The organism is Brachybacterium sp. (genome assembly GCF_052095815.1).
In the GTDB taxonomy this organism is placed as follows: domain Bacteria; phylum Actinomycetota; class Actinomycetes; order Actinomycetales; family Dermabacteraceae; genus Brachybacterium.
On the sequence record NZ_JBQDLF010000007.1, the window covers coordinates 107,348 to 127,712 of the forward strand.

At 71.7% G+C, this 20,365-nt stretch carries 16 protein-coding genes; 6 read left to right on the top strand and 10 right to left on the bottom strand.

The window, feature by feature from the left end; genetic code table 11:
* Positions 1-21 precede the first annotated feature (21 nt).
* The 4 genes from ACTH43_RS04910 to ACTH43_RS04925 all read left to right on the top strand — a co-directional run bounded on the left by ACTH43_RS04910 (position 22) and on the right by ACTH43_RS04925 (position 2,761).
* A complete protein-coding gene (locus ACTH43_RS04910) occupies positions 22-585 on the top strand; it encodes a helix-turn-helix domain-containing protein (RefSeq protein WP_441443804.1) in 564 nt (187 codons plus the stop codon).
* Positions 586-684: 99 nt separating this feature from the next.
* Positions 685-1,092: a GNAT family N-acetyltransferase gene (locus tag ACTH43_RS04915; protein WP_441443805.1), complete on the top strand. Its 408-nt coding sequence runs from the start codon at positions 685-687 to the stop codon at positions 1,090-1,092.
* Between the two features lie 37 nt (positions 1,093-1,129).
* Positions 1,130-2,014 (top strand): aldo/keto reductase, encoded by an 885-nt coding sequence (locus tag ACTH43_RS04920; protein ID WP_441443806.1) that lies wholly within the window; start codon positions 1,130-1,132, stop codon positions 2,012-2,014.
* Between the two features lie 249 nt (positions 2,015-2,263).
* Positions 2,264-2,761 carry an FBP domain-containing protein gene (locus ACTH43_RS04925; RefSeq protein WP_441443807.1) on the top strand — a complete coding sequence of 166 codons (498 nt, stop codon included), beginning with the start codon at positions 2,264-2,266 and terminating at the stop codon, positions 2,759-2,761.
* A gap of 7 nt (positions 2,762-2,768) precedes the next feature.
* On the opposite strand, the gene ACTH43_RS04930 is transcribed toward ACTH43_RS04925, so the two are convergent.
* From ACTH43_RS04930 to ACTH43_RS04970, 9 genes are all read right to left on the bottom strand, one after another.
* Complete coding sequence (locus ACTH43_RS04930) at positions 2,769-3,416, bottom strand: nucleoside/nucleotide kinase family protein (protein WP_441443808.1); 648 nt, start codon at positions 3,414-3,416, stop codon at positions 2,769-2,771.
* Positions 3,406-6,693 carry a UvrD-helicase domain-containing protein gene (locus tag ACTH43_RS04935; protein WP_441443809.1) on the bottom strand — a complete coding sequence of 1,096 codons (3,288 nt, stop codon included), beginning with the start codon at positions 6,691-6,693 and terminating at the stop codon, positions 3,406-3,408. The genes ACTH43_RS04930 and ACTH43_RS04935 overlap by 11 nt, the downstream gene beginning before the upstream one ends.
* Complete coding sequence (locus tag ACTH43_RS04940; RefSeq protein ID WP_441443810.1) at positions 6,690-9,437, bottom strand: PD-(D/E)XK nuclease family protein; 2,748 nt, start codon at positions 9,435-9,437, stop codon at positions 6,690-6,692. Before ACTH43_RS04940 ends, ACTH43_RS04935 begins: the two co-directional genes overlap by 4 nt.
* An 87-nt stretch (positions 9,438-9,524) precedes the next feature.
* Complete coding sequence (gene glsA, locus ACTH43_RS04945) at positions 9,525-10,544, bottom strand: glutaminase A (protein ID WP_441443811.1); 1,020 nt, start codon at positions 10,542-10,544, stop codon at positions 9,525-9,527.
* Between the two features lie 104 nt (positions 10,545-10,648).
* On the bottom strand, positions 10,649-11,707 hold the full coding sequence (locus tag ACTH43_RS04950; protein ID WP_441443812.1) for a hypothetical protein: 1,059 nt from the start codon (positions 11,705-11,707) through the stop codon (positions 10,649-10,651).
* Positions 11,708-11,782: 75 nt separating this feature from the next.
* Complete coding sequence (locus ACTH43_RS04955; protein WP_441443813.1) at positions 11,783-12,760, bottom strand: zinc-binding dehydrogenase; 978 nt, start codon at positions 12,758-12,760, stop codon at positions 11,783-11,785.
* A gap of 146 nt (positions 12,761-12,906) precedes the next feature.
* Positions 12,907-14,076, bottom strand: coding sequence for an SPFH domain-containing protein (locus ACTH43_RS04960; protein WP_441443814.1), 1,170 nt, complete (start codon positions 14,074-14,076; stop codon positions 12,907-12,909).
* A 50-nt stretch (positions 14,077-14,126) separates the two neighbouring features.
* Positions 14,127-14,618 (bottom strand): glutathione peroxidase, encoded by a 492-nt coding sequence (locus ACTH43_RS04965; protein WP_441443815.1) that lies wholly within the window; start codon positions 14,616-14,618, stop codon positions 14,127-14,129.
* Between the two features lie 79 nt (positions 14,619-14,697).
* Positions 14,698-15,609 (bottom strand): PfkB family carbohydrate kinase, encoded by a 912-nt coding sequence (locus ACTH43_RS04970; RefSeq protein ID WP_441443816.1) that lies wholly within the window; start codon positions 15,607-15,609, stop codon positions 14,698-14,700.
* Positions 15,610-15,639: 30 nt separating this feature from the next.
* On the opposite strand from ACTH43_RS04970, the gene ACTH43_RS04975 reads away from it, so the two are divergent.
* Complete coding sequence (locus tag ACTH43_RS04975; RefSeq protein ID WP_441443817.1) at positions 15,640-17,517, top strand: penicillin-binding transpeptidase domain-containing protein; 1,878 nt, start codon at positions 15,640-15,642, stop codon at positions 17,515-17,517.
* Here the strand turns inward: ACTH43_RS04975 and ACTH43_RS04980 are convergent, their stop codons facing one another.
* Positions 17,518-19,581: an oxidoreductase gene (locus ACTH43_RS04980; RefSeq protein ID WP_441443818.1), complete on the bottom strand. Its 2,064-nt coding sequence runs from the start codon at positions 19,579-19,581 to the stop codon at positions 17,518-17,520.
* A gap of 91 nt (positions 19,582-19,672) precedes the next feature.
* Between ACTH43_RS04980 and ACTH43_RS04985 the strand changes: the two genes are divergently transcribed.
* Complete coding sequence (locus tag ACTH43_RS04985) at positions 19,673-20,290, top strand: isochorismatase family protein (protein WP_441443819.1); 618 nt, start codon at positions 19,673-19,675, stop codon at positions 20,288-20,290.
* Positions 20,291-20,365: the final 75 nt, after the last annotated feature.

A 20,365-nucleotide genomic window follows, 5' to 3' on the forward strand; every position in this document is an offset into this window, starting at 1 on the left:
CAGCACCATGAGGAGGACCGGATGAGCGGTGGGATGCGCCCTGCAGTCGTCGCGCAGCTCGGCGACCGGATCCGTGCCGCACGCCAGCAGCAGGACCTCAGCGTCGGCGCCCTCGCCGAGCTCAGCGAGGTCAGCCGCCGCATGCTCACCCAGATCGAGCTCGGCCAGGCGAACCCCTCGGTCGCGACCCTGGACCGCATCGCCGCCGGGCTCGGTACCACCTTCGCCGCCCTGATGGGAGTGGGGGCGGACGATGCCCCGGAGGGGGTCGAGGTCTGGTCCACCGACACGGGCAGCTGGGCGGTGCTGCTGGACGCCGTGGACACCGAGGCGCTCTCGGTCGAGACCTGGAAATGGAAGCTGCTGGGGGAGGACATCTACGAGGGCGGCGCAGGCATCCCGCTCCCCGGCCTGATGCACCATGTCATCGAGGGAGCGCTCGAGATCGACACCGGAGACGACGTCCAGGTCGTCGAGGCCGGCGGCTCCGGCCGGATCGCCACCGGCGGCGCCTACCGCTACCGGGCCCACGAGGGTCAGGCGGCGGTCTTCTTCAGCATCGCCCTGCTCGCACGCCGTCAGTAGGGTGGAGCGCACGCCGCAAGCTCTCGAGCTGGCTCGGGTGGGTCAGGGATTCTGCAGAACCCCTGACGGGGCGGGGTCGCACCCTGCACACTGAGTGCCATGGAACCCACAGATCCGCTCCGCTGCGCCTGGCGCGAGGCGATCGATGACCAGGAGCTCTCAGCGCTGCATTCCGCAGCCTTCGACCTCGAGGGCGGAGTCCAGCCGTGGAGCGAGCGGCTCGAGCGCTACTCGCTGGGCTGGATCACGGCACGGCGCGGCGAGACCCTGATCGGCTTCTGCAATGTGATCACCGACGGGGGCCGTCATGCCTTCCTGCTCGACGTGGTGGTCCACCCCGACCACCAGGGCACCGGGATCGGGCGCTCCCTGGTCCTGCACGCGATCGAGGAATGCCGCTCCACCCCGGTGCAGTGGCTGCACGTCGACTTCGAGGCCGACCTCGGCGACTTCTACATGGCCGACGGGCTCTTCCGGCGCACGACGGCCGGGATCCTGAAGCTCTGAACGCGGCGCCGCGTGGATCTGGGACTACGCTTACCGCATGACCACCCCCACCCGCCGCCTCGGCTCCTTGACCGTCTCCGTCCTGGGCCTCGGTGCCATGCCGCTGTCAATGGGCCGCGGTGAGCCCGCCCCACACGACCGTGCCATGGCCACCCTCCACGCCGCCCTCGACGCCGGCGTGACCCTGCTCGACACCGCTGACATCTACGCCCCCACCTGGGACACCATGGGGCACAACGAGAAGCTCGTCGGCGAGGCGCTGCGCAGCTGGCAGGGCGATCGCTCGAACATCGTCGTCGCCACCAAGGGCGGCATCACCCGCTCCGCGGAGGGTGGGGGTCGCGACGGCTCTGCCGCCTATCTCCGCTCGGCGCTCGAGAAGTCGCTGGCGAAGCTCGGCACGGACACGATCGACCTGTACTACTGGCACCGCCCCGACCGCAGCATCCGCTACGCGGACGGCGTCGAGGTGCTCGCCGCCTTCCAGCAGGAGGGTCTGATCCGGGAGATCGGCATCTCCAATGCGAACGTCGAGGAGATCGACGTGGCCCGCGACGTGCTCGGCGAGGGAGGGCTCGCCGCGGTGCAGAACGAGTTCTCGCCGACGTTCTTCCACACCAGCCGGAACGAGCTGCGCCACTGCGGCGAGCACGGCATCGCCTTCGTCCCCTGGTCGCCGCTGGGCGGCACCGGCGGTGGCGCCGGCGCGGTGGGCGAGCGGTTCCCGCAGATCCAGGGCATCGCCGAGGCGCACGGGGCCAGCCCGCAGCAGGTCGTTCTCGCCTGGGAGCTGTCCCTCGGCGAGCACGTGATCCCGATCCCGGGAGCCAGCCGCCCCGAGTCGATCACCGACTCCGCACGCGCCATGAACCTCGAGCTCAGCACCGAGGAGCTCGAGCAGCTCAACCAGATCATCGCCTGAGCTGAGCGTGCTCGGTGGCTGAGCGCTGCGCCTCTGTTCCGTTGCCACACCTGGAGCAGAGGCGTACCGTGGCCGCGTCCAGGACAGGAAGAGAGACGGCATGCGCACCACGCCTGCAGGAAGCGGGGCGGCCCACGAGGCCTGCTCGGCGTGAGCCGGCGTGCTCGCACGCCAGTCACCGCTGACCGTCATCTCCCGCGCCGGGACCCCGCCACCGGGGTGCTCCCGTGCGCTTTCCTTGAGGACCCCATGATCACCCTGTCCGATTCCCAGATCCGCTCCAGCTTCGTCAACGCCACCAAGGGCGACGCCACCCGGGCCGAGCTGCCCGACCTCTCCGCCGTGCGCTGGGAGTCCATCGACTATCTCGGCTGGCAGGACGCCCGCAAGCCGCAGCTGCACTACGTGGTGCTCGAGGTCGAGGGCGAGCCCGTCAGCCTGATGCTGCGTGGCACCGGCCGGCCGCCGAGCCGCAAGATGCTCTGCGCCTGGTGCGAGGACGTCGTCGACGGCGTCCGTGCGGCCTCCTTCGTGGCGCCCCTGGCCGGCGCCTCGGGGCGTCGCGGCAACACGATCGGCACCGCGATCTGCGCCGACTTCCGCTGCTCCCGCAATGTGCGCCGGGCACCGGCGACCTTCGAGCTGCGCACGGAGGACCCGGCTGTGCTGGCCTACCATCGCGAGCAGCGCATCGCCGGCCTGCAGGAGCGCAGTGCGGGCTTCGCTCGCGCGGTCATGCGCGGCTGACCGGGTCTCAGCTCAGCTGCACCACGACGTCCGCCCGGTCGCGGGTTCCCGCGATCGGGCGGGCGTTGTCCTCATCGGGCCCGAGCGCCCATTCCCGCGCAGCCGCCGGTGACTTTCCGAAGCGCTCATGGCGCTCGATCAGCCACTGGTGCCGCAGCTCCTCGGGTGCCTCGACGAACCAGCGGGCGTCCAGCATCCCGCGCACCTGTGCCCACGGCCCGTCCTCGCACAGCAGATAGTTCCCCTCGGTGATCACCAGCGGCACGTCGGCAGCAACCTCGATCGCCCCGGCCAGCGGCTGCTCGAGGTCCCGCTGGAACATCGGAGCCCACACGGGCGGATCCTGCGGCATCGCCGTCCGCAGCCGCTGCAGCAGCGCCACGTAGCCCGCGGCGTCGAAGGTGTCCGGCGCGCCCTTCCGCCCGCTCCGACCGAGCCGCGTGAGCGCCACATCCGCCAGATGGAAGCCATCCATCGGCACCACTGCGCAGGACCCCACCGGCAGCTGCTCGGCCAGCAGCGCCGTGAGCGAGGACTTCCCCGACCCGGGCGCTCCCGCGATGCCCAGCACCCGTCGCGCCCCGAACCGCAGCGCCTCGTCCAGGAGCACCCGCGCGGCGTCGACCGCCTGTTCGGCGCTCAGCTCAGCGGGCATGTGCAGCCAGCTCGATCTCGACGATCTCGCCGAGCAACGGCAGGTGCATCAGGATCCGATCCGGCGCCCGTCCCGCCGCCGCCAGCGCCCGGGCGTAGGTCGCCATCTGCCCCAGATACTCCCTCCGCACGTGCCCCACCGGGTCCCCGCCTGGATACGACTTATGATCCACCAGCACGATCTCCCCGGTGGGCAGTCGCAGCAGGGCGTCGACCCAGCCCTCCATCACCTGGTCCTCCTCGTTCCACCAGCTGATCGGCTGCTCGGTCAGCTCCTCCGCGCCGGGGAAGGCGGCATCGAGGTGGTCCAGCCAGGCCTGCCCCGCGCCGATCAGCGCCTCGGTCCCGAGCGACCGCTCGAGTGTCCACCGCTGCACGAGGCGCCGCGCGGCACGCTCCCGCTGCTCCGCGTCGAGGGAGCGCAGGGGCAGGGCGAGGTAGCCATGCACGGCCTCGCCCACCCGCTCCCAGCCCTGACCGCCCGCAGGGACCAACCGCGGCCCGATCCGCACCGGCTCGCGCACCTCTCCCAGCTTCTCACGGGATTCGACCCCGGAGGCCTGGAAGCGTGCCGAGACGCCCCCGGCAGCGACGGGCCGCTGCGGGGACAGGTCGGTCGCCGCCAGCGGGCTGCGCCCCGAATGATAGGAGGGCGAGTCCTCGTCCGTCTCCGTCGCCGTCCCCCGGATCACGGCCGGCAGCGTCACCGGCCCTACCCGGAGCTCCTCGGCGCCCACCTCCCAGCTGAGCAGCGGCTCCTCTCGCGCCTCCGGCAGCAGCGCGTCCAGCACTGGGGCGGAGCCATGGCCGCTGAGCACGGTGACGTCCCGCGCCCGGGTGAGCGCCACGTACTGCAGCCGCCCGGCCTCGTCCCGATCCGTCGCGGCGCTGCGCAGCGCATGCGCGGAACCGGCGAGCCGCTCCTGCAGGGGTGCGAAGCGGGGGAGCACCTTCGGCCAGTAGCGCAGGGAGCGGCCGGCCAGAGGCTGCATCACGTCCAGCTCCTCCGCCGGGACCACGAACACCCCGCTGGTGGCGGCGTGTTCCTTGGCGTCCTGCTGCATCACCACCACTCGGGGCCACTCCAGGCCCTTCGCGCCGTGGATCGTGCCCACCCAGACGGTGCCCGGGGTGCCGGCCAGATCGGGGCCGCGGGCGGTGTCGTCGAGCGCCGCGCGCAGCCCGGTCAGCGTGATCGGAGCGGAGACCGAGCGCGCCTGATCCGCGTACTCCTTCGCGACCTTGCGCACCGCGTCCAGGGTGCGCAGGCGCTGGTCCGGGGTGGACCAGGAGCGGATCAGCTCGGGCAGATCGAGGGCGTCGGCCAGCGCCGTGATCATCTCGATGGGGGTGAGTGAGATGCACTCCTCGCGCAGGCTCCGCAGCCCGGCGAGCACATCGGCCTGCCACCAGGAGCGGAACACCTCCTGACGGGCCGCGTCACCCTTCGCCTCCGTGAGCGCGGAGAACCAGCGGCCGTGCGCCGGATGCCCGGTCAGCAGATCCACCAGCTCGGTGAGGGCCAGGGTGTCGCTGCCGTCGAGGGTGACCGCGAGCGCGGCGCGCAGGATCCGACCCTCCCGGGAGACGAGGAGTGGCACACCCTCGCCGGAGGCGGGGATGCCGCGGGCCGTGAGCGCCCCGACCACCTCCGCGGCCTGGGCGTTCGAGCGCACCAGCACGGCCACATCCTCGGGCCCCACCCCGTCATCGCCCAGCAGCGCGAGCACCCCGTCGGCCACTCCGCGGGCGTGCTTGGCCTGCGAGGGCCGACCGCTGTACTGCGGGGTCCAGGCCTCGAGCCTTCCCTCCGGGTGACCGCGCCGGGCTCGCGTCTGCGCGGCGGCGGGCGCCGCGGTGAGCACCACCTGCTCCCGCGGGAGCTTCGGGAAGATCTGGGGGAACACCTGGTTGACCAGCTCGAGCACCGGATCCTGGGAGCGCCAGGAGTGCTTGAGATCATCGACCGTGCCCTCGCCGAGCGTGGAGGAGCCGGCGCGGATCTCCCTGAGCACGCCGAGCATGAGGTCCGGGTCCGCATCGCGGAAGCTGTAGATCGCCTGCTTGGGGTCGCCCACCCAGATCAGGTCCTCGATGAGCTCACCGAGCGCCAGGAACAGGGCGAGCTGGATGGGGGAGGTGTCCTGGAACTCGTCGACCGCGAGCAGCCGGAACCGGGAACGGACGGCGGTCCGGGCCCGCTCGCTGCGGCGCAGCACCTCCAGCGCGAGGACCTCCTGGTCGACGAAGTCCATCAGCCCCAGCTCGTCCTTGTACCGCGCGTAGGCGTCCAGAGAGGTCGCGGCGGTGGACATGACCAGGGTGATCAGCGAGCGGACGTCGGCCAGCAGCTGCGGATTCGAGGGCAGCTCGGCCTCGATCTGCAGCGCGAGGCCCGCCAGAGCGGTGTCGGTGTCCTTGCCGTAGACGTACCCCTTCTCGCCGCCGACGGCTTTGGACGCGGTGACTGCGGCGAGCTTCGCCCACTGCGACCAGGGCGCCCGGTCGCGGCGCTCCAGGGTGCGGCGCAGTGACTCCAGGGCGTCGATCCCCTTGCGCACCGAGTTCAGCGACCCCTTGGCGATCGGTGGCTTCCCGGCACCGGGCGCGGGATCCTCCGAGGCGGCGAGATCGTCCTTCAGCCCGCGGATCGCGGTGTCCAGGCCGCTGAGCCAGGCGGCGCGACGGTCGGCGCCCTCCTCGAGCCTTTGCCCCTGGAACCCGGCTGCCTCGCGGTACTCCTGCCAGGCGGCGTCTGCCGCACCGCGCAGCTGCTGGGCGTCGATGCCGTTGGTGCGGGCCTTCTCCGCGAGGGTGCGCACATGAGCCCGCCAGGACGGCGAGCTGCCAAAGGTGAAGGCCGGGTCCTCCTCACCGTCGTGCTCGGTCCGGGCCAGCAGATCGCTCGCGAGGGAGCCGGCCTCGGCCGCGGCCTCGTCGATCGCGGCGGAGAACGCGGCCCTCTGGCGCACGTCGTCGAGCTCCTGCACGTCGGGCGAGATCCCGAGATCCAGGGCGAACTCGCGCACCAGGCGACCCGCCACCGAGTTGACGGTGCCGATCAGCGCGCTGCCGATGCCCTGGGCGTCATCGAAGCGGTGCTGCTCCAGCAGGGTGCGGTGCACGCGGTCGACCAGCTCGGATGCGGCCTTGCGGGTGAAGGTGGTCGCGATCAGCTGGGAGGGATGCAGGCCATCCCGGATGCGGCCCGCGATCTCGTGGGTGAGCCGGTGGGTCTTGCCGGAACCCGCCGAGGCGTTGATCAGGGTGAAGCTCATCGTCCGTCTCCGATCAGCCCGCACAGCTGGGCGTAGTCTCCGATGCCGCAGTGGTCCTCGACCAGCACCCGCCCGCGCCCTCGGGCCGCCTCACGGGCCTTCCCGATCGCAGTGCGGCGCTTGGCATAGGGGGCGTCGGTGTCCAGGCCTGCTCCGTCGAGCAGGCTCCGACAGCCGAGCCGCACCTGCCCCGTGGCGATCTCGTCGAGCGCCTCGGAGGCGCTCGCGAGCATCCGCTCCCAGGCGTCACCGACATCCATCGGAGCACGACGGTGCGGATCCAGGGCCCGGTCCGCGGCGACGAACTCCCCGCTGCGCAGCAGGAAGTAGCCGACCTCCGCCGACTCCCCAGCACCCACGCCCTCCTGGGCGAGAGACCAGGCGTAGGTGGCGAGCTGGATCGCGTCACCGCTGTCGTACAGATCGGCGTAGCGCCGCAGGCTGCTGGTCCATTTGAGATCTAGGATCAGGGGGTTCCCGACGGCGTCGAGGGCGTCGACGTCCCGCGAGCCGGCGATCACCACCGGATGCGGCCCAGTCTTCAGCGGCAGCTCGAGCGGCAGCTCGAAGCGGGTCTCGGTACCGGTGATCTGCAGCCCCGCGGCGGCGGTGCGCCCGAACAGCTCGGCGAGGGAACGGCGGGCCCGGCCGCGGATCTCGGCGCGCTCGGCGGAGCGCCCGGGCAGGTCCAGCTCGGAGGCGAGCTGCGGGACGAGCTGGTCGAACACCTCCTCGATGCGCTCACCCGACGGGGGCGTCAGCGAGCGGCCACGCTCCTGGACGAGGGTCTCCACCACCGCATGGACCAGGGTGCCGATCATCCGTGGGCCGGTGGGCAGGGCCGCGACGGAGGCCGGGCGGATCTTCAGCGCATACTCGAGCACCCAGCGGTGCGGGCAGGCGATGAGCGTGTCGAGCTGGCTGTAGGAGACGCGGCTAGGCAGCAGGTGGGTGAGGTCCCCGGCCGAGCGCTCTGCGGAGGTGTCGGGGGAGGGATGCTCCTCGGCGGGGACCTGCACCTCGAGGCTGCGGCCCGTAAGCGACCAGCGGTCCCCGCTGACCAGCGACTCCGGGGTGAGCCGGTCACCCTCGGTGCGCCCGGCGTCGGTCTCGAGGCGCGCGAGCAGGCTGCTGGGCCGCCCGGCCTCCTCGAGCCGCCGCCCCGGCAGCACCGCGACCACAGTGCCCGCCCCGGCCATTCCCGCGGACCCGGCCTCGACCCGCAGGGCGGCGAGGGCCTCGGGCGCGAGCAGATGAGCCCCGGCAGCGGTCAGCGCGGCGGCCTCCCCCTGATCCCAGACCACCGGCGGCGTGACCTCGTCCGCCTCCGGTCCCCACCACAGCACGGTGCCGCCGGTGGCGGGCAGCTGGGCGGGGCGGGTGGTCACGGTCCATTCCGCGACCTCGCGGCGGGCGAGGCTCGAACCGCCTCCGCCACCGCAGGCATCGATGACCTGCTGCAGGGTGCGGCGGCTGAGCGTGGTGGAGGGGTCGAGCATCCCGAGCACCTGGCGCAGCGTCTGCACCTGGGTGAGGCTCGCCCGCAGATCGCTGTCGCGGTGGCCAACGGCACGCAGCCTGTCCGCGAGCCAGCCCAGGCGGGTGGACAGCGCTTCGGGGCGCAGGGCCTCGGCCGGGAGCGGGTCGCTCACCAGGCGGTCGATCTCGCGGGCGGAGACCATCACCTTCGCCGCATCCTCGCGCTCCTCGAGCCGGGCGAGGGCCGCCCGCCAGGCCGGACCGCCCACTCCGGGCTCGCTCGCCAGTGCGCGCAGCAGGGCCCGGCGCACCGGGGCCGGCACCAGCCCGATCGGATCTCCCTCGGGCTCGAGCGCGGGCAGTACCCGCAGATCCAGCAGCGCGGCGAGCTGATGGACGTCCACCGGGGCGATCGCGACGTCGAGGTACAGCCCCAGCACCTGGTGAGAGGCACGGTCGGTCGAGCTCTCCACGGCGCCGACGGCGGGCAGGCCCCGGCGGTGCAGGGCGGCGTCGAGCACGGCGGTGTCCGTGGTGGCCAGCAGGTGCAGCCCCTCCCGCGGCCCGGCGGAGAGGTAGCGGGCGGCGACATCCGCCGCGGTCCACTCATCGCGGCACTGGACCACGACCACCTCGGGCCGCCCACCCGCTCGGGCTTCCGCCCGGGTGACCCCGACCCCGGCCCTGCCCAGCAGCTCGAGCAGCCGCGGCCACAGGCCGGGCAGGGCTGCAGGGTCCTCCTGCGCCACCAGCTGCTGGATCCCCAGCGGCCAGCCGACGGCCCCGAGCTCGAGCTCGGCCACCATCTCGGCGAGGTCGTCGGCCGCGCCCGGGGCGAGCGTGGCGGGATTCCCCGCGGCGTCGGTCGTGCCGACCATCCCCACCACCGCACGGCGCTCGATCGTGGCCAGTGCCGCGAGCCGCGGCGGCAGGATGGTGCCCTTCGGATCCGGACTCCAGCCGGCCTCCACCGCGGCGTCGCGCCAGCGCAGCAGCTGCCGGGCGGTGCTCCACGGGTCCAGGGCGAAGGAGCGAGCAGGCCAGAACTGCGCCTTGTCGGTGGGCGACTCGATACATTGCTCGATGAGCCGCAGGTACTGCGCGATCCGCACCGCCTGATCGACGGCGGGCCGGGTCAGCCCGAGCCTGGTCTGCAGAAGCCCGAGCAGCCCGCGCGGCCCGATCCTCACCTGCCCGGTCATCCCGCCGGAGGCGGCGTCGGCCCAGGAGGCGCCGTCGAGGGACCAGCCGAACTCGATCCGCATGCAGATGCTCCTCCGTCGCAGGTGGCGGGCTCCGGTGGCGACCGCGCTCCCACCTTAAGGGAGGGTGCCGACGTCCGGGCGGCGGCGTCACTCGCGAGTCGCGGCGCCCTTGACCGGGTGTGGGAGCGAGGCGAAGAGGTTCAGACCGAGAGCCCGGGAGAGGAAGGCGCAGGCTCGCTGCCCGCGGACGCTGTTGCCCGCAGCATCCAGGGGCGGGGAGAAGGTGCCGAGCGCGCCCTTGCCGGGGGCGATCGCGACGATGCCGCCGGAGACTCCGGACTTCGCGGGCAGCCCGATCTCGAACAGCCATTCCCCGGAGGTCTCGTACATGCCGCAGGCGGCGAGCACCGACAGGGTGTCCCGGCAGACCTCCGCCGAGACCACGCGCTGCCCGGTGACGGGATTGACGCCGCCGTCAGCGAGGGTCGCGCCCATCACCGCGAGGTCATCGGCCGTGACCAGCAGCGAGCACTGCCGCGTGTAGACGTCGACGATCTCGGCCGGGTCCCCCAGGAGCCGTCCGTAGGAGGTCAGCAGATCCGCGATTCCCTGATTGCGGTGGTTCGACGCGGATTCAGACGCGAGCACGCGCTCATCCAGCTCGAGCCGACGCCCGGCGAAGCGGCTGAGCCCCTCCCGCACCGCCTCCCACTTCTCCTCGGCGCTGTCCCCGGGCATCAGTGCAGTGGTGGCGATAGCTCCGGCATTGACCATGGGGTTCATCGGGCTGCCGTGGTTGAGCTCGAGGGCGATCACCGAGCTGAAGGGGAGGCCGGTGTTGTTGACGCCGACGATCCGATGCACCTCCTCGTGGCCGATCTCCTCGCACACCAGCGCGAGCACGAAGGCCTTCGAGATCGACTGGATCGAGAAGGGGACCTGCGAATCCCCGACGCGGTGCACGGTGCCGTCGACCTCGGTGAGCGAGAGGCCGAACAGTGCGGGATCCGCCTCCGCGAGGGCGGGGATGTAGTCCGCGACGACCCCGGCCTGCTCGCCCGCGTAGCGCTCATGGGCCTCGAGGAGGAGGCCGGCGACGCGGGACTCGGCGGGCAGGTCGCCGGTCAGCGCTCGCTGCGGAACATCGAGCGCATCGGTCTCGAACACAGCTGCCCTCTTCATCGGCGCGCCGCAGTGAACAGCGCTCGGACCACGACACTACGCGTGCGGATACGCGAAGGGAACCGCAACCCCGAGTCCGTCAGCGGCTGTCAGCGGTTGAACGGATCGTCCGCGCGCACGCCCCAGCTGAACCCGCGCTCATAGAGCACCATCGCGGAGTCGTCCGGAGCGAGCACCAGGTCCTGCCCCTCGCCGCTCACGCGCAGCGTGCCGTCGGCCTGCTCCTCGAGCGTCAGCGTGAGCGCGACGGGCTCGATCGCGGAATGCTCCTGCAGCGGTGTGCCCTGCTCGCGCAGCGGACCGAGCGACAGCTCGACGGTGTCCGGCCCGGTGCGCTGGTAGCTGCCGGTCAGCAGCTCACCGTTCGCCTGGCGGAGCTGCACCGCGGAGCGGCCGTCGTACTCCACCTCGCCGAAGGCGAGTGCGCTCCATCGTGTGTCCTCGTGCAGCTGCGCGGCGGGTTCGGCGGCATCCTCCTGCACGGTCCACACCCCGGCCGGTGAGGACTCGTCGACGCTCCGCTCGGGATACATCGCGCTGACACCCCAGCCCAGCACGACCACCAGCGCGAGCGCGGCGATCGGGCCGGCGATGTTCGTGATCCGGGCGGCGGGGCGCCACGGCACCAGCGTGGGCAGCGGGCCCTTCCCGATCTCCCCGTGGCCCAGGAACGCCTTGGCCAGTCGCGGCATCCAGGGGATCAGCACGAGCAGCGCCATCACCAGCAGCGCGAGGGCGATCTGTTTGACGGGGACGTCGTAGCCGAGGTTCAGCACCAGCACCAGCGCCATCGATCCGGCGGAGATCGCCGCTCCCAGCGGCACCGAGCGCCGCCACAGCAGAGCGATCGCGGCGCCCCATTCGGCCAGGCCCCCCAGGAACTGGAACAGCGGGGAGAAGGCGACCAGCCTCCACAACATCCCCATCGGGCTCATCTCACCCTGGGTGATCAGCGCATCGCCCATATCGGCGACCCCGAACTGACCGAGCACGAGCTTCGCGTAGCCGTAGTAGAGCATCGCCGCCGCGAGCAGCAGACGCACGCTGCCGTGCGCCCACCAGCCCAGGGTCACGGCGGCGGTGCGGGCCAGCCGCTTCTCGGCGGAGTAGTCGGCGGTACCCGCAGGGGAGGCGGCAGAATCGTTCATGCCCCCAGCTCATCGCAGAGGCCGACCCCGCAGGAAGCTCCCGTGGGGTGGGCCCGATACGACTTTCGGAGGAGATCAGCCCTCGTAGCTCGCCACGTATCGCCCGATCACGCCGCCTGCGCGGAGCTTGTCGATCGCCGCGGGGATCTCCGCGTGGGTGATGTGGTTGATCGGCGGGTTCAGCTCCCCGGAGGCCATCAGCTCGTAGAGTCCCTCGAGATCTTCCTTGGTGCCGGAGTTCGAGCCCTTGATCGTGAGCTGCTTGGTGATCAGCTCATAGGTGTTCAGGGGTGCTTCGAGCTTCCCCATGCCCACCTGCACGAAGGTGCCGAACTTGGCGAGTGCCTCGAGGCCCTGCGCGGTGGTGGTGCCGAAGCCGGCATAGTCCACGACCAGCTCGAGGCCCAGGTCCGAGAACTCGGTGATCGACTCGGCGACCCCGGCCAGGCCGATCTCGTCGGCGAGCTCGCGGGTCTCGGGGTTGATCTCGGCGCCGTACACCTCGGCCCCGGCGAGTGCGGCGACGCGGGCACCGATGTACCCGAGCCCGCCCAGGCCGATCACACCGACCTTCATGCCGGGCGTCGCGCCGCCGAGGGTCATGATCGCGTGGTACGCGGTCAGGCCCGCATCGGTGGCCATCGCTCCTAGGTCGAAGGAGACGGCGTCGGGGAGCCTCACGAGGTTGTCCTCGGTCGCTCGGAGCTTCGGACCGAAGCCGCCGTCCCAGGGGCCGTAGCCGAGCGCGGTGCCGTCGGACATCATCGGCGCCAGGCCCACCCGGTCGCCGACCTTCCACTGCTCCATGCCCTCGCCCACCTGGCTGATGACGCCGGCGGATTCGTGGCCCATGGTGCGGGGGAGGCCCTGCTGGAACAGCGCCATCCAGCCCTCGTCATCGAGCGCGGCCACGTCGGAGTGGCACACGCCCGTGGCCTTGACGTCCACGACGACCTCTCCGGGGCCCGCCGTGGGCTCCTCGACCTCGTTCAGCTCAAGAGGCTTTCCGGTACCGGTGAACTGCCATGCCTTCATCGTGAATCGCTCCTTCATGCGTCGACGTTGATGCTCTCGAATCTACATGAACTTTCAATCACGTGTCGGGCCATAGGTCCCGCGGCGGACGGGACGCTGCAGCTCAGAGCTGTGCGAACCCTCGCGCCCGTCCAGCGCGGCGACCCCCTCCAGAGAGCGATCGGTCAGCCCTGGTTCGCGCTGCCCGGGTGCGTCCACGGCGGGACGCTCCCACCGGGGTAGCCGTTCGGGGCCTGCCGAGGCGGCTGAGCCTGCTGGGCCTGCTGGGCCTGCTGCCTCGCCTCACGGGCACGCTGCTCGGCCTGCGCCCGGGCTCGCTCGGCCCGCTGCTGCTCCTGCTCCCGGAGCTGCTCGGCGGAAATGCGCTTGCGGGAGTCGGCGTCGGCGACATCGGCGTCCTGGCTGGCCGCGGCCGCTGCCTGCGACTGCAGCATCGCGGTGCGGATCTCGTCGCCCATGGTGCCCACGGCGCCCGGGTTCGAGGGCAGGTAGAGCACGTTGGAGCGGGCGTTGCGCGCCACGTCCTGCATGGTGTCGAAGTACTGCGTCATCAGCAGCAGCTGCTCGGCGGAGTTCTCGATGCCGACCTTGCGGAGCATCTCGTACTGCTCGGCGATGCCGAGGGCGATCGCCTTGCGCTGGGCGGCGACGCCCTCACCCTGGAGGCGCTTGGACTCGGCTTCGGCCTCAGCCTGGGTGACGCGCTTGATCTTGTCCGCCTCGGCGAGGGACTGGGCGGCGACCCGGTCGCGCTGGGCGGCGTTGATGGAGTTCATCGAGTCGCGCACCCGCTGGTCCGGGGAGATGTCCTGGACCAGGGTGTTGATGATGTTGAAGCCGAACTTCTGCATCGAGGTCGCGAGGGTCCGCTCTACGCTGCTGGCGATGTCGTCCTTGGACTCGAAGGCCTGATCCAGCTCGAGACCGGACAGCGCCGAGCGCACCGTGTCGAAGACGTACGAGCGGATCTGCGCCTCGGGGTTCGACAGCTCGTAGTACGCCGCGACGACCTGGTCCTTCTCGATCTGGTACTGGACCGCGACCGGCACGTTGACGAACACGTTGTCCTTGGTCTTGGACTCGATGTTCACCTCGAGCTGCTGCACGCGCAGCGAGACCGGCTTGGTGATGTTGTCGATGAAGGGGGTCTTGAAGTTCAGGCCGGCGTGCGCGACGCGCTTGAACTTGCCGAAGCGCTCGACGATGACGGCTTCCTGCGTATGCACCGTGAACATCAGCGAGGTGCGCAGACCGCCGAACAGCAGCGCCCCCACGATCACGAGGAAGATCAGGAAGCCGAAGCCGAGGACGAGGAAGAGGATGACGCCTTCCATGAGGGCACCTTTCAGGTAGGTGGTGGGTTGTGACCCACGCTACCAACCCTTCATGGGCGCTGGCCCAGTTCGGCCTCGATGCGCCGGGCGATGCGCGAGGGCGGCACCGGCGGAGCGTAGCGGCGCAGCACCTTCCCCTCGCCGTCTATGAGGAACTTGGTGAAGTTCCAGGCGATGCGCCCGCCGATCACCCCGGCCTTCTGCGTGCACATCCACTGCCACAGAGGATGAGCGGACGGGCCGTTGACATCGATCTTCGAGAACAGCGGGAAGGTGACCTCGTAGCTCGAGGTGCAGATCTCCTGGATCTCGTCATCGGCCCCGGGCTCCTGATGGAACTGGTCCGAGGGGAAGCCGAGCACGGTGAAGCCGTGCGCGGAGAAGCGGTCATGCAGCTCCTGCAGACCGGTCAGCTGCGGCGTGAAGGCGCACAGCGTGGCCGTGTTGACGACGAGGACCAGGCGCCCGCGGTACTCACTCATCGCCCGGAGCTCGCCGTCGATGGTGAGCGCCGTGAAATCGTGGAAGGTCGGGTCGGCCATGGTCTCCTGACTCGGATCAGAGGGTGATGTGCGCCTCCATCCTAGATCCGGACCCTGATCAGAAGCAGGGACTTAGCGCTCAGGAGAGGAACGCATCGACCTCGGCCCGGGTGGGGCAGCTCTCCGTGCCGTGGCGGGTCACCGCGATCGCGGCGGCGGCGTTGGCCCGGGTCGTCGCGGACTCCCAGTCGGCGCCGAGCGCCCGCTCGGCCAGCATCACCCCGGTATGGGTGTCGCCCGCACCATTGGTGTCCACCGCCTTCTGCGGGAAGGCGGGGATCTGGGTGCCCCGGCCGTGGTGGAACACCAGGCAGCCGCGATCACCGTCCCGCACCACCACCACCGCACCGGGGGCGAGACGTCGACGGATCGCCTCCGGGGTGTCCTCGAGGTCGTCGAGATCGGTGAGCGCCCGCGCCTCGTCGGCATTCGAGGTCCACACCGTGGTGCGCGCCAGCATCCGCCGCTGGATCTCACGGGGGAAGCTCGCGAAGGGGTCGCCCGGGTCGAGCACCACATCCACCCCGTCAGGCAGGGCGTCGAGGAACTCGAGCAGCGGATCGCGGGTCGGCTCGAACAGGCTGTATCCCGAGACGCACACCAGGTCTCCGGCCTGCGGGTCCAGCGTCGCCAGGGACTCAGCGGTGATCTGCCGCTCTGCCCCGTACACGGTGAGGAAGGTGCGTTCGGCCGACGGTTCGAGCAGCACCGTGCAGTAGCCGGTATCCGCCTCGGGACGGATCGCGTCCGAGAGGGTCACGCCGTCTCGTGCGAGCGACTCGCGGATCAGGTCGCCGTGCGGGCCGGTGCCGTGGGCTCCGCCGTGCACCGCGACCGCGCCGGTGCGGGCGGCGGCGATCAGCGTGGTCACCGCGCCTCCGGCGTACCAGCGCTCGCTGCGGGCATTGGCGTTGCCGCCGCGTGGGGGCAGCTCGTCGATCTCCAGGATGACGTCGACGAGCGCTTGGGCGGTGTGGAGCACTCGGGGCATGCGCACGAGTGTAGGTGGGAGCATGGGCCCATGGCCTCCTCTTCGACCCGCCGAGCCCCCCTGCTCATCGTGATCGCCGTGCTCGCGATCGCCGCCCTCGTGGTGGCCGGTCTGCTCTGGCGCGACCGGCTCGGCGGGGGCGAGGAGGAGGCGGAGGCGCTCGCCGCCGCACTCGCCCGGGCCGATGCCCCCGAGCATCAGCGCATCCTCGGCCCGCTCATCGAGGCGAGCGGTGCCGCCCCGCAGGTCGAGCTCGTCGACGCCGGGACGGCGGAGGACGGGGCGCGCACTGCGACTCTCGCCTGGACCTGGACCCTCCCGGACGACGCCGGCACCTGGGAATACACCACCGAGGCGACCCTGCGCCGCGGCGAGGACGGCTGGGCGGCGGAGCTCCGCCCCGAGGTGTATGCCCCGGGCCTGGGCGGGCAGGAGCATCTGGACCTCGTGACGGTGCAGGCGAAGCTCGGCACCGTCACCGATCGTGACGGCGACATGCTGTACGGGGAGCTCCCGGTGAAGGTGCTGGGCCTGGACAAGACCCAGCTCGAGGAGGACGAGCAGGAGGGCGCGGCCCGCGATCTCGCCGGGCTGCTGGGCACCGACCCCGACCGCTACGCCCAGGCAGTCGCCGACAACGGCCCCGAGGCCTTCGTCCCCGCCCTCACGATCCGCGTCGAGGCCGAGGGGGAGTACCCGCTGGAGGACGCCGCGCAGATCACCGGCTTCCGCGCGCTCGAGCAGAACCGACCCCTCGCCGTCGAGCGCGACGTCGCCCCCGGGGTGCTCGGCTCCCTGCGTGAGGCGAGCGCCGAGGACATCGAGAAGTCCGAGGGCGAGCTCGTCGCCGGGGATCTGGTCGCCAGCGGCGGCGTGGTCGCCGCCCGGCACGACGCGCTCGTCGGCACCGACGGCTCCGAGGTGGTCGCGGTGGCCGACGACGGCGGTGAGCAGCGCTCCCTGCACCGGGTCGATCCGCTCGACGGGGTGGCGGTCCCCACGACTCTCGACTCCGGTCTGCAGAGCCGGGCCACGGCGGCGATCGCCGATGCGGAGTCGCCGGCCGCGGTGATCGTGCTGCAGCCCTCCACCGGCGACGTCCTGGCCTCCGCCCTCGGGCCCACCGGCCAGTCCTATCCGGTGGGTCTCGTCGGCCAGTACGCCCCCGGGTCCACCTTCAAAGCGGTCACCGCCCTCTCGCTGCTGCGGGCGGGCCTGACCCCGGACAGCGAGCTGGAGTGCCCTGAGACGGCGACCATCGACGGCGCGAGCTTCAAGAACGCCGACTCGATGAACCCGTCCCTGTTCGGCACGATGCCGCTGCGCAGCGTCATCGCGCATTCCTGTAACACGGCCCTGCTGCTGCAGCACGACACGGTGGACCAGCCTGCGCTCGCCGACGCCGCCACCACTCTGGGGATCGGGCAGGAGGCGCCGGAGGGCCTGGAGGCGTTCATGGGATCCGTGGATCCGGAGGACACGGGCACCGAGCATGCCGCCGCGATGATGGGCCAGGGCCGGGTGCTCACCTCGCCGCTGTCCATGGCGGTGGTGCTCGGGAGCGTCCAGAACGGCGCCACGGTGGCCCCGCGGATCCTCGCCGACGTCGATCCGATGACCACTGAGGTGCCGCATCCGTTGACGGCCGAGGAGACCTCGCAGATGCAGGAGATGCTGCGCGGCGTGGTCACCGACGGCAGCCTCCGCGACTTCGCGGACCTGCCCGGCGAGCCGGTCATCGGCAAGACCGGCACCGCGGAATGGACCAACGCGGAGGGCGAGCTGAAGCTCCACTCCTGGGTGATCGTCGCCCAGGGCGACCTCGTCGTCGCAGCCTTCGTCGAGGACGGCAGCTACGGCTCCGTCACCGCCGGGCCGATCGCCCGTGAGGTGCTCGAGGGCGCCTAGCTAGAGCCCAGCGGCGATCTCGACAGCCTGACGGATCGCGCGCTCGGCGTCGAGCTCCGCGGCGACGTCGGCCCCGCCGATCACGTGCACGCGGGGCGCCCGACCCTTGCGCGCGGCGGCGATCTCGTCGGCCAGGGAGTTGACGCTGACCTGCCCGGCGCAGACCACTACGGTGTCGACTTCGAGCACCCGGGCCTCCTCCCCCTCGAGGATGTGCAGGCCCTGCTCATCGACGTGGCGGTAGGTGACGCCGCGGTGCTGGATCACGCCGGCGTGGCGCAGCTCCGCGCGGTGCACCCAGCCGGTGGTGCGGCCGAGTCCGGCCCCGATCCGGGTCTCCTTGCGCTGCAGCAGGTGGACCTCGCGCCGCGGCTCCTCGACGGGTCGGGTGGTGACGCCGCCGCGATGCTCTGCGTCGGCCTCGACCACGCCCCAGTGCTGCTTCCAGGTGGCCACATCGAGCGTGGGGGAGGGCCGTGGGGCGCTGAGGAACTCGGCGACGTCGACCCCGATGCCGCCCGCGCCGATGATCGCGACCCGGTCCCCGGCCTCGGCGCGTCCCTCGAGCAGATCGGCGTAGCTGATCACCTGCGGCCCGCCCGTCGCCGGCAGGTCGATCTCCCGCGGTGTGACCCCGGTGGCGACGATGACGTCGTGGAAGCCGAGCAGCTCGGAACCCGTCGGCCGGGTCTCCAGCCGGATCCCGACGCCGGCCGCGGCCAGTCGCATCCGCCAGGACTGCAGCGCCTGGGCGTAGTCCTCCTTGCCGGGGATGCGGGCGGCCAGGCGCAGCTGCCCGCCGATCTCGGCAGTCGCCTCGAACAGGGTCACGATGTGGCCGCGCTCGGCGGCGGCGAGAGCGGCCTCGAGCCCGGCGGGCCCCGCGCCGACCACGGCGACCTTGCGGGCGCGGCGCTCGATCACGGGCTTCAGCACCAGCTCGGTCTCGTGCCCGGCCCGTGGATTCACCAGGCAGCTGGCCCGCTTGCCGTCGAACACCTTGTCCAGGCAGGCCTGGTTGCAGGAGATGCAGGCGACGACCTGGTTCGCGCGGCCGTCGGCGAGCTTGTTCGGCAGCTGCGGGTCCGCCAGCAACGGCCGTGCCATCGAGACCAGGTCCGCCTGGCCGTCGGCGAGGACCTGCTCGGCGACGGCGGGGGCGTGGGTCCGGTTCGAGGCGATCACCGGCACGTCCACCAGCTCCCGCAGCGCGGCGGTGTTCTCGGCGAACGCCGCTCGTGGCACCGAGGTGACGATCGTGGGCACCCGCGCCTCGTGCCAGCCGATCCCGGAGGACAGCACATCCACCCCGCGCTCGACGAGGCCCTGGGCGAGCGCGGTCGTCTCGTCCCAGGTCTGGCCGCCCGGCACCAGGTCCAGCAGGGAGAGGCGGTAGCTGAGCAGGGACGCGTCCCCGATCGCCTCGCGCACGGCGGCGGCCACGGCGAGCGGCAGGGCACGTCGACCCTCGGCGCCGCGGCCCCAGCGGTCCCGCCGCCGGTTGGTGACCGGTGCCAGGAACTGGTTCAGGAGATACCCCTCGGAGCCCATGATCTCGACGCCGTCGTAGCCCGCTTCGACCGCCCGCCGTGCAGCCTCGGCGAAATGCTCCACGGTGCGGCCCACCCCGCGCCGGGTCAGGCGCCGGGACCGGAACGGGGACAGCGGCGACTTCCCGGAGGCAGAGGACGCGGCGAGGGGATGGAAGGCGTAGCGACCCGCGTGCAGCAGCTGCAGGATGATCCGACCGTCGGCCTCATGGACCTCGCGGGTGATCACGCGGTGGCCGCGCAGGGTGCGCGTGTCGGCCTGGGCTCCGCGCGGGGTGAGCCGACCGGTGCGGTCGGGGGAGAAGCCGCCGGTCACGATCAGCCCGGCACCACCTCGGGCGCGCTCGCCGAGATAGGCGGCGAGCTTCTTGACGTCGCCCGGGCGGTCCTCGAGGCCGACGTGCATCGAGCCCATCACGATGCGGTTGCGCACCTCGAACGGACCCAGATCCAGCGGCGAGAGCAGCCGGGGGTAGGTGCGGGGCGCGATCGGGTGGGGAAGCGACGCTGACATGCGAGCGATTGTGCCAGGCTCCGAGGAGATGGGGTTCAACGGGGCACTGCGTACGCTGGGCGGACCCCCTGTCACCGGAGCGAGGAGTGCCATGTCGTCGCGCATGCTGATCATCGTCGATGTCCAGAACGACTTCTGCGAGGGCGGTGCGCTCGGCGTCGACGGGGGTGTCGAGGTCGCACGGAAGATCGCCGAGCAGGTGCGGGTCCATGGTGCCGGGTATGACCGCATCCTCGTCAGCCAGGACTGGCATCGCGGGGACACGGACAATGGCGGGCACTTCGCGGTGCCGCCCGCAGAGCCGGATTTCTCCGAGACCTGGCCAGTGCACTGCGTCGCGGACACCGAGGGTGCGGCGCTGCATCCGGAGGTCGCGGCGCTCGCTGCCGAGCTGGGGGAGCGGCTCGAGATCGTGCGGAAGGGGCAGGGGATCCCGTCGTACAGCGTGCTCGAGGGGATGGTCGTCGCGACGGGGGAGCACGTGGCTCCGCTGATTGCCGAGGCGGAATGGGAGCGGATCGACGTGGTGGGATTGGCGTACGACTTCTGCGTACGTGCCACGGCACTCGGCGCGGCAGAGTCCGGTGCACCGGTGCGGGTGCTGCGGGATCTCACTGCGGCGGTGCACCCGGCGCGGATCCCTGCCCTCGAGGAGGAGCTATCCAGCGCCGGGGTCGATGTCATCGTCGCGCCGGGCCGTACTGCCTGATCTAGAACGGTGGTTCGGTTTCGTCGTGGGTGGGGTTGGGTGGGATGATCCGGCGTCCTCCGCGGTGGGAGTAGG